Genomic DNA, 12,731 nt, shown 5'->3' with positions numbered 1-12,731 from the left:
ACTATAATACTTGATTTGATTTTTTAGAAACTCTTACATTTTTTCCATTTTCATTTCTTTGGATTGCTACTTTCGTAGTCTCATTTGTTTTAGGATCTACGATCGCTAAATTAGAAATGTGGATAGGAGCCTCTTTTTTAACAATTCCACCTTGAGGGTTAGTAGCACTAGGCTTAACATGCTTAGAAATGATGTTTACCCCTTCAACAATAGCTTTGTTTTTTTCGCGTAAGATACGTACGATTTTTCCTTCTGATCCTTTGTGATCTCCAGCGATAACACGTACAGTATCTCCTGTTTTAATCTTTAGCTTCATCATGTTTAGAACGAATTACAACACCTCAGGTGCTAATGATACAATTTTCATGAATTGTTTTTCACGAAGTTCTCTTGCTACTGGTCCAAAAACACGAGTTCCTTTCATTTCACCTGCAGCATTTAACAATACGCAAGCGTTATCATCGAATCTAATGTATGATCCATCAGCTCTTCTAACCTCTTTTTTAGTGCGGACAACTACAGCAGTAGAAACAGCACCTTTTTTCACACTTCCATTTGGAGTTGCGTCTTTGATACTTACTACAATTTTGTCTCCTACTGAAGCGTAACGACGCTTAGTTCCACCTAACACACGGATTGTCAAAACTTCTTTTGCTCCCGTGTTATCTGCTACTTTAAGTCTAGATTCTTGTTGTACCATAATTATTTCGCTCTTTCAATGATTTCTACTAATCTCCAACATTTTGATTTAGATAATGGACGAGTCTCCATAATTCTAACTGTATCACCAATGTTGCAGTCGTTCGTTTCGTCGTGAGCCACATACTTTTTAGTCTGTTTCACGAACTTTCCATATAACGGGTGTTTTACTTTTTTTACTTCAGAAACAACAATAGATTTCTCCATTTTGTTACTAGTAACAACACCTATTCTTTCTTTTCTTTCTTTTCTATTTTCCATCTTTCAGCAGAATACAATTATTGTAACTCTCTTTTGCTTAGCTCAGTATTCACTCTTGCAATTGTTCTTCTCACCTTTCTGATTTGAAGAGGGTTCTCGATAGGAGAAATTGCGTGAGTAGCTTTTAAGCTATTTAATGCGTTAGTCAATTCTTTTAATTGCTCTTGTAAATCAGCTACAGATAGGTTTACTATTTCAGATTGTTTCATGATAAATTTCTATTATGCTTCGAAATCTCTAGCAATTATAAATTTTGTTTTCACAGGAAGTTTTTGAGCAGCTAAGCGTAAAGCTTCTTTCGCTACAGCTAGTGGCACACCACCAACTTCAAACATTATTTTTCCTGGTTTTACCACAGCAACCCAGTATTCTACTGCACCTTTACCTTTACCCATACGCACTTCAAGAGGCTTCTTAGTGATTGGTTTGTCTGGGAAAATCTTGATCCACAATTGTCCTTCACGTTTCATGAAACGAGTTGCAGCGATACGCGCAGCCTCGATTTGACGAGAAGTAATGAAAGCTGAATCTAAAGATTTAATTCCGAACATCCCATTTGAAAGTTCATGCCCTCTTTGGGAAATCCCTTTCATCTTACCTTTCTGTACCTTACGGTATTTTGTTCTTTTAGGCTGTAACATTTTTCTTCAGTTTAAAAATTACTTTCTTTTGCGTTGGTTAGGTCTACCTTTACTAGATCCTGCTGGAGATTTGGATTGTTTTTTATCCATACCAGCTAACGGAGAAAGATCTCTTTTACCGTAAACCTCACCTTTCATGATCCACACTTTAATTCCCATTCTACCGTAAGTAGTATGAGCTTCAGCAAGTGCATAATCGATGTCAGCTCTGAAAGTAGATAATGGAATTCTTCCTTCTTTGAATGATTCTGAACGTGCCATTTCAGCACCATTCAAACGACCAGAAATCATTACTTTGATTCCCTCAGCATTCATTCTCATCGCAGCACCAATAGCCATACGGATAGCTCTACGGTAAGAAATTCTGTTTTCAATTTGACGCGCGATACTAGCAGCCACTAAAAACGCATCAAGTTCAGGTCTTTTAATTTCAAAGATATTGATTTGAACTTCCTTATCTGTAATCTTTTTCAATTCCTCTTTCAACTTGTCTACCTCTTGCCCACCTTTTCCGATAATGATACCAGGTCTAGCAGTAGTGATAGTAACGGTTACAAGTTTCAAAGTTCTCTCAATGATTACTTTTGATACACTAGCTTTTGATAAACGAGCATGGATATACTTTCTGATTTTGTGATCCTCGGCGATTTTGTCACCGTAATCATTTCCACCATACCAGTTTGAGTCCCATCCTCTAATAATACCAAGGCGATTCCCGATCGGATTAGTTTTTTGTCCCATACTGTTTATTAATTGCTTTGTGTGTTATTATTAGATCCTAATACGATTGTCACGTGATTAGAACGTTTTCTTATTCTGTGTGCTCTTCCTTGAGGTGCAGGACGAAGTCTTTTCAACATCATTCCTCCATCTACTCTAATTTCTTTCACAAAAAGTCCAGCTTCTTCCATGTTTTCTTCGCTGTTTTTTGCTTGCCAGTTTGCAATTGCAGACAAAAGTAATTTCTCTAAGTTACGAGAAGCATCTTTTGTGCTGAATTTCAATATATTTAGAGCTTTTTCTACTTTCTGTCCTCTTACTAAATCCGCTACTAAGCGCATCTTTCTTGGAGAAGTAGGGCAATTGTTTAGCTTGGCAAAAGCAACTTGCTTATTAGCTTCTTTAATTTGCTCAGCTCTTTCTCTTTTACGAACTCCCATAGCTTCTTATTATTTTTTACCTTTATTCTTTGCACCAGCGTGACCTCTAAACGATCTTGTTGGTGAAAATTCCCCTAACTTGTGTCCAACCATGTTCTCTGTTACATATACAGGAACAAATTGACGACCATTATGTACTGCGATAGTCTGTCCAACGAAATCTGGAGTAATCATAGAAGCTCTTGACCAAGTTTTGATAACAGCTTTATTTCCAGACTCTACATTTTTAAGAACTTTCTTCTCTAACTTAAAGTGAACATAAGGTCCTTTTTTTAACGAACGTGCCATGTCTTACTCTTTTATTTCTTTCTACGTTCAACGATATACTTGTTACTCGACTTAACTTTAGAACGAGTTCTATAACCTTTAGCAGGCATCCCGTTTCTTGAACGTGGATGTCCTCCAGAAGAACGACCTTCTCCACCTCCCATTGGGTGATCTACCGGGTTCATTGCTACAGCTCTTGTTCTAGGTCTTCTACCTAACCATCTAGATCTACCCGCTTTACCAGAAACGATTAATTGGTGATCGTGGTTCGATACAGCTCCAATAGTAGCCATACAAGTTAACAAAATCAAACGCACCTCACCAGAAGGCATTTTAATTGTTGCATACTTACCATCTCTTGCTACTAATTGAGCGAAAGTACCAGCTGAACGAGCAATTACTGCTCCTTGACCAGGACGTAGTTCGATACAAGAAATAACAGTTCCTAAAGGAATTTTACTTAAAGGCATTGCATTCCCTACTTCAGGTGATGCATCTGGTCCTGAAACTACAGTTTGTCCAACTTTAAGACCAGCTTGTGCGATAACGTATGTTTTAGCTCCATCCGCATAAGCAAGTAATGAAATAAATGCTGAACGGTTTGGATCATACTCGATTGTTTTAACAATTGCAGGAACTCCTTCTTTTGTTCTTTTGAAATCGATGATACGATATCTTTGTTTATGACCACCACCTGTGTAGCGCATGGTCATTTTTCCTTGACTATTTCTACCTCCAGATTTTTTTTTCGGTGCTAGTAAACTACGCTCCGGCTTATCAGTTGTTATAGCGTCAAAACTATTTACAACTCTAAAACGCTGACCTGGGGTAATAGGTTTTAATTTTCTAACTGACATTATTTATTAGATATTTGAATAAAAGTCTATATTATCTCCTTCTTTCAATTCAACTATTGCTTTTTTGAAAGCATTAGTTTTAGCGTTAATCATACCGCTTTTTGTATACTTAACAGAACGCTTAGCGCCATAGTTCATAGTATTCACGTTAACAACACTAACACCATAAGTAGCTTCTACTGCTTTTTTGATCTCAATTTTGTTCGCTCTTCTATCAACTACGAAACCATAACGGCCAAAAACTTCACCGTCTTTTGTTACTTTTTCTGTAATTATAGGCTTAATTAAAACACTCATGTTCTTATTATTTGCTTAAATTTTCAACAATTCCAGCCACAGATCCCTCTGTCAAGACTAAGCTTCCCGCATTTAAAATCGCGTAAGTACTTAATTCTGAGTTAGTTACAACAGCAGCCTTCTCTAAATTGCGTGATGACAAATATACATTTTTATTTGATTCACCCAACACAAATAGAGATTTTTTATTTTCTAACCCTAAAGCTTTCAATACACTAATGAAATTCTTAGTACTTGGAGCTTCAAAGTTGAAGTTTTCTAAAACGATTAAGTTCTCTTCGCGAACCTTAATTGAAAACGCTGATTTTCGAGCTAAGCGTTTTAAGTTCTTATTCAATTTGAACGAGTAGTTTCTTGGTCTTGGCCCGAAGATTCTTCCTCCTCCTCTGAATACTGGTGACTTGATGCTACCTGCTCTTGCCGTTCCAGTTCCTTTTTGCTTCTTAATCTTGCGCGTACTTCCAGCAATCTCAGCTCTTTCTTTTGCTTTGTGCGTTCCTTGTCTTTGGTTTGCTAAATATTGCTTAACATCAAGGTATACTGCGTGATTATTTGGCTCAATTCCGAATACTGAATCTAAAAGTTCAACTTTTCTTCCAGTATCTTTCCCTGTAATATCTAAAACTTTTACTTCCATTACTTCTGAATGATTACATAAGAGTTTTTGTGTCCTGGAATAGCTCCTTTTACAACAAGTAGGTTCTTATCAGCCACTACTTTTAAAACTCTAAGATTTTGTACTGTTACATTTTCTCCTCCAGTTCTTCCTGCCATGCGCATTCCTTTGAATACTCTAGATGGATAAGAAGAAGCCCCTACAGAACCTGGTGCTCTTAAACGGTTTTTTTGACCGTGAGTAACTTGACCTACTCCGCCAAATCCATGACGTTTAACAACCCCTTGGAAACCTTTTCCTTTAGATACACCTTGAACGTCTACATATTCTCCTTCAAGAAACAAATCAACCGTGATAACATCACCTAATTTGTACTCTCCTTCGAATTCTTTGATTTCAACGACTTTTCTCTTAGCAGATGTTCCCGCTTTCTTAAAGTGACCTAACTCAGCTTTAGTAGCGTGTTTCTCTGTCTTGTCATCGAAACCAAGTTGTAACGCTTCATACCCGTCAACCTCATTGGTTCTGACTTGGGTAACGACACATGGACCAACTTCGATTACTGTACATGGAATGTTTTTTCCATTTTCGTCGAAAATACTAGTCATGCCGATTTTTTTACCAATTAACCCAGACATAAATATTTAATTAAATTATTTGAAACTTATTTAAAAGAATGAAGCATTAGCGTATATAACTACGCTAATACTTATTCTATTTTTTAGTTTGAAATTGCTTTCAGATTATCACACTTTAATCTCAACTTCTACACCGCTTGGTAACTCTAATTTCATTAAAGCATCAATTGTTTTAGAAGAAGAAGAATAAATATCTAACAATCTTTTGTAAGAACTAACTTCAAATTGCTCTCTAGCTTTTTTGTTTACGTGTGGTGAACGTAAAACAGTAAAGATTTTTTTATGAGTTGGTAACGGAATTGGACCTGTTACTACTGCACCTGTACTTTTTACAGTTTTTACGATTTTCTCTGCTGATTTATCAACCAACATATGATCGTAAGATTTTAATTTTATTCTGATTTTTTGACTCATTTTCTCGAAAATTAAGCGTTTCCTTTTGCTTTAGTGATTACAGCCTCTGAAATGTTTGATGGTGTTTCAGCATAGTGAGAGAACTCCATTGTAGAAGTAGCTCTACCTGATGACAATGTTCTCAATGTAGTTACATATCCGAACATTTCTGATAATGGCACAGAAGCTTTAACCACTTTTGCTCCATTTCTATCATCCATACTGTTGATTTGTCCACGACGACGGTTCAAATCCCCAACGATATCACCCATGTTTTCTTCAGGAGTCAATACCTCTAATTTCATGATAGGCTCAAGAATTACAGCACCAGCAGCTTTAGCAGCAGCTTTGTAACCCATTTTCGCTGCTAATTCGAACGATAAAGCATCCGAGTCAACCGCGTGGTATGAACCATCTGTTAAAGTTACTTTCATCGAATCCATTTCGAAACCTGCTAAAGGCCCTTGTTTCATCGCTTCTTTGAATCCTTTTTCTACAGAAGGAATATATTCTTTTGGTACGTTACCACCTTTCACCTCATTTACGAACTGCAATCCAACGAATGGTTTTCCATCCACATCATCAGCAGGTCCAATTTTAAACACGATATCCGCGAATTTACCACGTCCACCTGATTGCTTTTTATAAGCTTCTCTGTGTTGTGCATCACGAGTAAGTGTTTCTTTGTATTCAACTTGAGGCTCCCCTTGGTTCACTTCAACTTTGAATTCACGTCTCATACGGTCGATTAACACATCTAAGTGTAACTCTCCCATACCAGAGATTACTGTTTGCCCAGAAGCTTTATCTGTTTTTACAGTAAACGTTGGATCCTCTTCAGATAATTTAGCTAAAGCAGTCCCCATTTTATCCATATCCGCTTTTGTTTTCGGCTCAATAGCGATACCGATAACTGGATCAGGGAAATCCATACTTTCTAATACAATTGGGTGTTTTTCATCACATAATGTATCTCCAGTTTTGATATCCTTAAATCCTACAGCCGCTCCAATATCTCCAGCCTCAATATATTCGATTGGATTTTGTTTGTTCGCGTGCATTTGGTAGATACGAGAAATACGCTCTTTGTTTCCAGAACGCGTGTTCAATACATAAGAACCAGCATCTAAGTGTCCTGAATAAGCTCTAAAGAAAGCCAAACGTCCTACGAAAGGATCGGTGGCAATTTTAAATGCTAATGCAGCAAACGGCTCAGAAACTGACGGCTTACGCACAACTGGTTCTTCAGTATCAGGATTTGTTCCTTCGATAGCCTCCTTATCCATTGGAGAAGGTAAGTAACGACAAACAGCATCCAACATAAACTGAACCCCTTTATTTTTGAAAGATGAACCACAAGACATTGGGATGATGCTCATATCTAATGTAGCAGCACGTAATGCTCTATGGATTTCGTCCTCAGTAATTGAGTTTTCATCTTCCATATATTTTTCAAGAAGATTTTCGTCATAAGCCGCGATCTCCTCGATTAATTGACCTCTGTATTGTTTAACATCAGCAACCATATCCGCTGGAATCTCCACAACGTCAAACGTAGATCCGTGATTTTCATCATGCCATACGATTGCGCGGTTTTTCACTAAGTCAACGATACCTTTGAAATCTGCTTCATCACCAATTGGTAAAACGATTGGCACTGCGTTTGATTTCAACATATCTTTCACTTGTTGACATACTGCTAAGAAGTTAGCTCCTTGACGGTCCATTTTATTAACGAATCCCATACGAGGAACTTTGTAATTATCAGCTAATCTCCAGTTCGTTTCAGATTGTGGTTCAACACCATCAACTGCACTAAATAAGAATACTAATCCATCTAATACACGTAAAGAACGGTTTACCTCAACTGTAAAGTCAACGTGTCCCGGAGTATCAATAATATTGAAGTGGTACTCCATAGACTCAGCGATCTTTTCACCTTGTTTAGTTGGGAAATTCCAAGTACAAGTAGTCGCTGCTGAAGTAATAGTAATACCTCTTTCCGCCTCTTGCTCCATCCAGTCCATTGTAGAAGAACCTTCGTGTGTTTCTCCCATTTTATGGTTTTTACCTGTATAGAACAAAATACGTTCTGTAGTAGTTGTTTTACCAGCATCGATGTGAGCAGCGATACCAATATTTCTTGTATATTTTAAATCTCTTGCCATTGTATAATTTTTCTGTATGGATTAAAATCTAAAGTGAGAGAACGCCTTATTAGCTTCAGCCATTTTGTGCGTATCCATTCTCTTTTTAACTGCAGCACCTTCTTCTTTAGCAGCAGCTAAAATTTCAGAAGCTAATCTTGCAGCCATAGATTTCTCATTTCTTCTTCTCGCATACAAAATCATCCACTTCATTGCCATAGAAATTTTTCTATCTGGACGAATTTGCATAGGGATTTGGAATGTTGCCCCACCAACACGACGAGAACGAACCTCTACGTGCGGCATAACGTTAGTTAAAGCATCTTTCCAGATCTCTAATGAAGTTTTCTCCTCATCTTGTTTTTTCTCTTCAACGATTGCTAAAGCATCATAAAATACTTTAAAAGCCGTAGACTTCTTACCGTCCCACATTAAGTTATTAACAAAACGCGTCACTAATTGATCATTAAATTTCGGATCTGGTAAAAGAGGTCTCTTTTTCGCCTGTCTTTTTCTCATGTCTTTTTCTTAAACGTTTAAACGATTATTTTTTGTCTTTAGGGCGTTTTGCACCATATTTAGATCTTCTTTGAGTTCTACCGTTTACTCCAGCAGTATCCAAAGCCCCACGTACGATGTGGTATCTAACACCTGGCAAATCTTTTACCCTTCCTCCTCTAACTAATACTATCGAGTGCTCTTGTAAATTGTGTCCTTCTCCTGGGATGTAAGCGTTTACTTCATTACCATTTGTCAAACGTACCCTTGCAACTTTACGCATTGCAGAGTTAGGTTTTTTAGGTGTAGTAGTATAAACACGCGTACAAACTCCTCTTCTTTGAGGACAAGAATCCAAAGCAACCGATTTACTCTTCTTAGTTAATTGGGTTCTCCCTGTTCTTACTAATTGTTGAATTGTTGGCATAATGTTTATTAATAATTTCTACAATATATTATTCCCCACTATATACGGGGTTGCAAATGTAGAAAGTTTTTTTCTTTTTTCAAAAGACAATTAATTAATTTTCAAGTAATTTATTTATTTTATTCTTTAAGTCTCAGCTTCTTACTTTTTTTATTTTACTTTACAAGCAAATATGCAACCCAAGTGTCGAAGTCCGTTTTCTCTTTTCTGTTCTTGTTATTCTTTTGTTTTGCCACCTATGGACAACAGATGACATTGACCCTAGAGCTTACCTCAACCGAGGAAAAAGAACGCATACTCCTTCAAGCGTTCGGCTATAAAAAAAAACATCTTGATTTACAATCTCTTATACAGACCATCGATAGTATCGACCAACACTTATACAAAAAAGGATATTTAGCCTTCACCAAAAGTAAACAACAAGACGAATTCACAACAACCTATACCTATATATTAGGAGTTCCCATTGGTCAAGTGGTTTTGTCTAATAAGCAATTATCCCCAATGCTTCAGCAGCAGCTTGGCTTCACTACGGACAGTCTCTCCTTGGATTTTGAGTTGCTTTCCGCTACATTACATCAATACAGCCAAAAACTAGACCAAGAAGGTTTAGGGATGTCCACCTTAGAGCTGAGCCATCACAAGATTCAAAACAATATTCTGTACTGTGATTTAGAGCTTCGTTTAACCACAAGTAGAAAATTAAATCACATTGAAATCCAAAGTATAAAGAAAATTCCAGAAAAAATCATTCAACACGTAACCAAGCGCTATCGCAATAAGCCCTATAGTGAACAATTGGTATCCGACCTAACAGCCACAGTCAGTGAATTAGATTTCTTAAAACAATATAAAACTCCAGAGACACTTTTTACTGCTGATCAGACTACACTGTTTTTATATGTCGACAAAGCCAACACCAATACCTTTGATGGTTTTATGGGCTTTAGCACAGATGAAAATGAAAAGTTCACCTTAGCGGGCTATTTGGATTTATCGTTACACAATGTCCTTAACAAAGGAGAATCTATCCAATTGTATTGGCGCAGTGATGCAAATAAACAAACGCAATTTGATTTTAAGACTTCCTTTGTATATCTCTTTAATACGCCTTTAAATATCCATGCTCAATTAAACATTCAAAAACAGGATACCATTTATCAGAATACGAAACTGGCTTTACAATTGGGATACGCTATTCGATACAATCAAAATATTAAAGTAGGGTACCAAAGTACCTCCTCGACAACCAATAGTGTTCTACCCTCCATGGAGAATTTCGACAGCAAATTCTACACCTTGAATTATACGGTGGTTAAAAAGCGTCCCTACCTCCCCTTGTTTCCAATTAATTATACTTTGGATGCCCTAGTTGGTACTGGAAAACGCACCACAGAGGATATAAAAGTGTCTCAGTATATGGTTCAACTTCAAGCGAGCAAAAACATAGCACTTGCACCAAAACACTACTTCTATGTCAATTGGACGTACTATGCTCTTTTTAGTGAAGATTATCTCGTCAATGAAATGTATCGTTTTGGCGGCACACAATCCCTCCGTGGCTTTCAAGAAAACAGCTTACTAGCAAATCAGCTCAATTTAATCAACACAGAATATCGCTTTCTAGTTCACCCGAGTTTGTATTTACATACCATTTTTGATTATGCCCTACAAGAATATAAACCTTTGGAGCAAAAGAACACCTTATATAGCATCGGTATGGGCTTGGGTTTCATTACTTCCTCTAGCTACTTTAATCTCTCTTTCGCGAATGGGAAACAACCGGGAATTCCTTTTTCTTTTGACAACACGACCATACATATTGGATTTAAAACTTTGTTTTAATCTTAGCTGCTATTACAGAAGTCATGAATGTTTGATTGAGTGACAAAAGTTTAGCCCTACCTGAAAAAACATCTAACGCATAATAAAAATATAACTACCTTTGCGCCATGGATCAGGAGAATCAAATTTTTGGTATTCGTGCGATAATCGAAGCCATTGAAGCAGGTAAAGACATCGATAAGGTATTCTTACAAAAAGATGCACAAGGTGAATTAATGAATGAGTTAATCAAATCATTAAAGCGAAATAATATTAATTTTTCTTATGTGCCTATTGAGAAGCTCAATCGCTTAACAAAGAAAAATCACCAAGGAGCAATTGGAACCATTGCCCCAATTTCTTTTGTTTCTTTGGAGGAGTTAGTAGAAACAACCCTAGAGAAAAAAGAAAAACCTCTATTTGTTGTTTTAGACCAACTGTCTGATGCCCGTAATTTTGGTGCTATCATCCGTACGGCAGTATGCTGTGGGGCTGATGGAATCATTATTTCTAAAAATGGCGCTGCTCCTGTAAATGGAGATACCATCAAAACTTCTGCTGGCGCTGTATTCAACATTCCCATTTGTAAGGTTGACCACATTAAAGATGCCGTTTTCTATTTACAAGGGTCAGGAGTAATGACCGTAGGTGCTACTGAAAAAGCGGAAAAAGAAATTTATGATGTAGATCTAAATATTCCATTGGCTATCATTATGGGTAGTGAAGATCGTGGAATCAATCCTTCTGTCTTAAAAATTATTGATGAGAAAGCAAAACTCCCAATGTTTAGCACCATCGACTCTTTAAACGTATCCGTGGCTTGCGGTGCATTTTTATACGAAATCATCAGACAACGACGCTAGTTGGAAATTGGAGAGGGAGGATAAATTACTCCTCCAGAAAAAAATAGATAATATAAAAGAGGGTCCAAAACTGGCACCCTCTTTGTTTTTAGCTTTATTCTGTCAACCATCAACGAATAATCTTCCTTAGTTCCCTTTTATATGACATCATAATACTTATATCATGCATCCATACTGCATCTAGTAAAAACACCATTTTAATGGACTTACTATGGAGTCACTATGGAGTCACTATGGAGTCATCTTAAACAATTCTTGTAGTTGGTTGCGTTCACAACTAACCTTTCGGTTTAGTTGACGACACCGCCTTTGGCACAGTGTCAAGTTGAGTGCTTCACTCCTCTCCCTTCAGCAACTCCTCTCCCTTCACCCATATACAACAGGTAAAGTCTTTCGATACGGATTTTTCAGTGCCTCTGCCTCGAGTACTTCTTTTGGGATGATTACAAAATTACCGCTATCATCAAAACATTGCATAAAAGGATCTTCGCTTTCTTTATAGTCTGGAGACTGCCAATCGTATTTATATACCTTCTCTGCATATACAGGTGATTTTAAGACAAAAGACAAAATCATCCCTGTGATAAATCCACTAAGGTGTCCCTCCCAAGAAATGCCCTCTTCGATATCTGGAAATACATACCAAATCATACTACCATAAAGCATCACAATAAGTAAAGACAGTGCCACCAATCGAAAATATTTGGTTTGAATTCCCTTAAAGAACATATAACTCACCAACACATAAATTAATCCACTTGCGCCAATATGATAGCTCTCTCTAGCAATCAACCAAGTACCTAATCCCGACAGTAGAATCCCCCATCCCAAGATTTGCCACACTTGTTTTTTATAAAAGAATTGCAGCAGAAGCAACAAAACGAGCAAAGCGACAGAATTATTGTAAATGTGTTTCAATCCTCCATGAATAAAAGGGCTGAATAAAATGCCTCGCAGCCCTTTCAGGGTACGAGGATAAATTCCGTATTGATAAAGTTCTAAATAATCTTTCCAATCCAACCAGTATACTGTCCAAATCAACATCAGAAACAGCACAGGAAGGATGATTAAATCAGCGGTTATAACGAGTTGTTTATCTTTCATTCGCGTATATTGTGTACTAGGTAAAACATAAAGATATAA

The 12,731-nt window shown here is 37.1% G+C and carries 19 protein-coding genes; 2 read left to right on the top strand and 17 right to left on the bottom strand.

Annotated elements, in window-relative coordinates:
* Position 1: 1 nt before the first annotated feature.
* From rplX to rpsL, 16 genes are all read right to left on the bottom strand, one after another.
* Positions 2–319, bottom strand: coding sequence for a 50S ribosomal protein L24 (rplX, locus tag ACLJX0_RS05125; protein ID WP_410879010.1), 318 nt, complete (start codon positions 317–319; stop codon positions 2–4).
* A 12-nt stretch (positions 320–331) separates the two neighbouring features.
* Positions 332–700: a 50S ribosomal protein L14 gene (gene rplN / locus ACLJX0_RS05120; RefSeq protein WP_182647128.1), complete on the bottom strand. Its 369-nt coding sequence runs from the start codon at positions 698–700 to the stop codon at positions 332–334.
* 2 nt (positions 701–702) lie between these two features.
* Positions 703–960, bottom strand: coding sequence for a 30S ribosomal protein S17 (rpsQ, locus tag ACLJX0_RS05115; RefSeq protein WP_182626739.1), 258 nt, complete (start codon positions 958–960; stop codon positions 703–705).
* Between the two features lie 17 nt (positions 961–977).
* Entirely contained in the window at positions 978–1,169 is a 192-nt protein-coding gene (gene rpmC, locus ACLJX0_RS05110; protein WP_002987509.1) for a 50S ribosomal protein L29, read from the bottom strand.
* Positions 1,170–1,181: 12 nt separating this feature from the next.
* Positions 1,182–1,601 carry a 50S ribosomal protein L16 gene (gene rplP, locus ACLJX0_RS05105; protein ID WP_410879009.1) on the bottom strand — a complete coding sequence of 140 codons (420 nt, stop codon included), beginning with the start codon at positions 1,599–1,601 and terminating at the stop codon, positions 1,182–1,184.
* Positions 1,602–1,619: 18 nt separating this feature from the next.
* Positions 1,620–2,342 carry a 30S ribosomal protein S3 gene (rpsC, locus tag ACLJX0_RS05100; RefSeq protein ID WP_002987511.1) on the bottom strand — a complete coding sequence of 241 codons (723 nt, stop codon included), beginning with the start codon at positions 2,340–2,342 and terminating at the stop codon, positions 1,620–1,622.
* Positions 2,343–2,350: 8 nt separating this feature from the next.
* Positions 2,351–2,761, bottom strand: coding sequence for a 50S ribosomal protein L22 (gene rplV, locus ACLJX0_RS05095; RefSeq protein WP_002987512.1), 411 nt, complete (start codon positions 2,759–2,761; stop codon positions 2,351–2,353).
* Positions 2,762–2,770: 9 nt separating this feature from the next.
* On the bottom strand, positions 2,771–3,049 hold the full coding sequence (gene rpsS, locus ACLJX0_RS05090) for a 30S ribosomal protein S19 (protein WP_002987514.1): 279 nt from the start codon (positions 3,047–3,049) through the stop codon (positions 2,771–2,773).
* Positions 3,050–3,060: 11 nt separating this feature from the next.
* Entirely contained in the window at positions 3,061–3,885 is an 825-nt protein-coding gene (gene rplB, locus ACLJX0_RS05085; protein WP_002987516.1) for a 50S ribosomal protein L2, read from the bottom strand.
* Positions 3,886–3,891: 6 nt separating this feature from the next.
* On the bottom strand, positions 3,892–4,182 hold the full coding sequence (gene rplW / locus ACLJX0_RS05080; RefSeq protein WP_410879008.1) for a 50S ribosomal protein L23: 291 nt from the start codon (positions 4,180–4,182) through the stop codon (positions 3,892–3,894).
* Between the two features lie 7 nt (positions 4,183–4,189).
* Positions 4,190–4,819, bottom strand: a complete 630-nt coding sequence (gene rplD / locus ACLJX0_RS05075) for a 50S ribosomal protein L4 (RefSeq protein ID WP_182626743.1) — start codon at positions 4,817–4,819, stop codon at positions 4,190–4,192.
* Positions 4,819–5,436: a 50S ribosomal protein L3 gene (rplC, locus tag ACLJX0_RS05070; RefSeq protein WP_410879007.1), complete on the bottom strand. Its 618-nt coding sequence runs from the start codon at positions 5,434–5,436 to the stop codon at positions 4,819–4,821. The genes rplD and rplC overlap by 1 nt, the downstream gene beginning before the upstream one ends.
* Positions 5,437–5,544: 108 nt before the next feature.
* On the bottom strand, positions 5,545–5,850 hold the full coding sequence (gene rpsJ, locus ACLJX0_RS05065) for a 30S ribosomal protein S10 (RefSeq protein ID WP_026710316.1): 306 nt from the start codon (positions 5,848–5,850) through the stop codon (positions 5,545–5,547).
* Between the two features lie 11 nt (positions 5,851–5,861).
* Positions 5,862–7,997 carry an elongation factor G gene (gene fusA, locus ACLJX0_RS05060; protein WP_410879006.1) on the bottom strand — a complete coding sequence of 712 codons (2,136 nt, stop codon included), beginning with the start codon at positions 7,995–7,997 and terminating at the stop codon, positions 5,862–5,864.
* Between the two features lie 21 nt (positions 7,998–8,018).
* On the bottom strand, positions 8,019–8,495 hold the full coding sequence (gene rpsG, locus ACLJX0_RS05055; protein WP_158962473.1) for a 30S ribosomal protein S7: 477 nt from the start codon (positions 8,493–8,495) through the stop codon (positions 8,019–8,021).
* 25 nt (positions 8,496–8,520) lie between these two features.
* On the bottom strand, positions 8,521–8,901 hold the full coding sequence (gene rpsL, locus ACLJX0_RS05050; protein ID WP_002987523.1) for a 30S ribosomal protein S12: 381 nt from the start codon (positions 8,899–8,901) through the stop codon (positions 8,521–8,523).
* 249 nt (positions 8,902–9,150) lie between these two features.
* Here rpsL and ACLJX0_RS05045 point away from each other — a divergent pair, with 249 nt between their 5' ends.
* A complete protein-coding gene (locus ACLJX0_RS05045) occupies positions 9,151–10,746 on the top strand; it encodes a hypothetical protein (RefSeq protein ID WP_410879005.1) in 1,596 nt (531 codons plus the stop codon).
* Between the two features lie 107 nt (positions 10,747–10,853).
* On the top strand, positions 10,854–11,588 hold the full coding sequence (gene rlmB, locus ACLJX0_RS05040; RefSeq protein ID WP_410879004.1) for a 23S rRNA (guanosine(2251)-2'-O)-methyltransferase RlmB: 735 nt from the start codon (positions 10,854–10,856) through the stop codon (positions 11,586–11,588).
* Positions 11,589–11,954: 366 nt separating this feature from the next.
* Here rlmB and ACLJX0_RS05035 read toward each other — a convergent pair whose 3' ends face one another.
* Positions 11,955–12,692 (bottom strand): rhomboid family intramembrane serine protease, encoded by a 738-nt coding sequence (locus tag ACLJX0_RS05035; RefSeq protein ID WP_410879003.1) that lies wholly within the window; start codon positions 12,690–12,692, stop codon positions 11,955–11,957.
* Positions 12,693–12,731: the final 39 nt, after the last annotated feature.

It is taken from the genome of Myroides sp. DW712, assembly GCF_046557355.1.
Lineage (GTDB): Bacteria > Bacteroidota > Bacteroidia > Flavobacteriales > Flavobacteriaceae > Flavobacterium.
The sequence above is the reverse complement of the archived record's forward strand: the minus strand, read 5'-3'. Positions and strand labels throughout refer to the sequence as shown.

Excerpts from the sequence above, each read along its gene's own strand:
- rplX (WP_410879010.1), bottom strand. The coding sequence starts at position 319 with ATGATGAAGCTAAAGATTAAAACAGGAGATACTGTACGTGTTATCGCT.
- rplN (WP_182647128.1), bottom strand. The coding sequence starts at position 700 with ATGGTACAACAAGAATCTAGACTTAAAGTAGCAGATAACACGGGAGCA.
- rpsQ (WP_182626739.1), bottom strand. The coding sequence starts at position 960 with ATGGAAAATAGAAAAGAAAGAAAAGAAAGAATAGGTGTTGTTACTAGT.
- rpmC (WP_002987509.1), bottom strand. The coding sequence starts at position 1,169 with ATGAAACAATCTGAAATAGTAAACCTATCTGTAGCTGATTTACAAGAG.
- rplP (WP_410879009.1), bottom strand. The coding sequence starts at position 1,601 with ATGTTACAGCCTAAAAGAACAAAATACCGTAAGGTACAGAAAGGTAAG.
- rpsC (WP_002987511.1), bottom strand. The coding sequence starts at position 2,342 with ATGGGACAAAAAACTAATCCGATCGGGAATCGCCTTGGTATTATTAGA.
- rplV (WP_002987512.1), bottom strand. The coding sequence starts at position 2,761 with ATGGGAGTTCGTAAAAGAGAAAGAGCTGAGCAAATTAAAGAAGCTAAT.
- rpsS (WP_002987514.1), bottom strand. The coding sequence starts at position 3,049 with ATGGCACGTTCGTTAAAAAAAGGACCTTATGTTCACTTTAAGTTAGAG.
- rplB (WP_002987516.1), bottom strand. The coding sequence starts at position 3,885 with ATGTCAGTTAGAAAATTAAAACCTATTACCCCAGGTCAGCGTTTTAGA.
- rplW (WP_410879008.1), bottom strand. The coding sequence starts at position 4,182 with ATGAGTGTTTTAATTAAGCCTATAATTACAGAAAAAGTAACAAAAGAC.
- rplD (WP_182626743.1), bottom strand. The coding sequence starts at position 4,819 with ATGGAAGTAAAAGTTTTAGATATTACAGGGAAAGATACTGGAAGAAAA.
- rplC (WP_410879007.1), bottom strand. The coding sequence starts at position 5,436 with ATGTCTGGGTTAATTGGTAAAAAAATCGGCATGACTAGTATTTTCGAC.
- rpsJ (WP_026710316.1), bottom strand. The coding sequence starts at position 5,850 with ATGAGTCAAAAAATCAGAATAAAATTAAAATCTTACGATCATATGTTG.
- fusA (WP_410879006.1), bottom strand. The coding sequence starts at position 7,997 with ATGGCAAGAGATTTAAAATATACAAGAAATATTGGTATCGCTGCTCAC.
- rpsG (WP_158962473.1), bottom strand. The coding sequence starts at position 8,495 with ATGAGAAAAAGACAGGCGAAAAAGAGACCTCTTTTACCAGATCCGAAA.
- rpsL (WP_002987523.1), bottom strand. The coding sequence starts at position 8,901 with ATGCCAACAATTCAACAATTAGTAAGAACAGGGAGAACCCAATTAACT.
- ACLJX0_RS05045 (WP_410879005.1), top strand. The coding sequence starts at position 9,151 with ATGACATTGACCCTAGAGCTTACCTCAACCGAGGAAAAAGAACGCATA.
- rlmB (WP_410879004.1), top strand. The coding sequence starts at position 10,854 with ATGGATCAGGAGAATCAAATTTTTGGTATTCGTGCGATAATCGAAGCC.
- ACLJX0_RS05035 (WP_410879003.1), bottom strand. The coding sequence starts at position 12,692 with ATGAAAGATAAACAACTCGTTATAACCGCTGATTTAATCATCCTTCCT.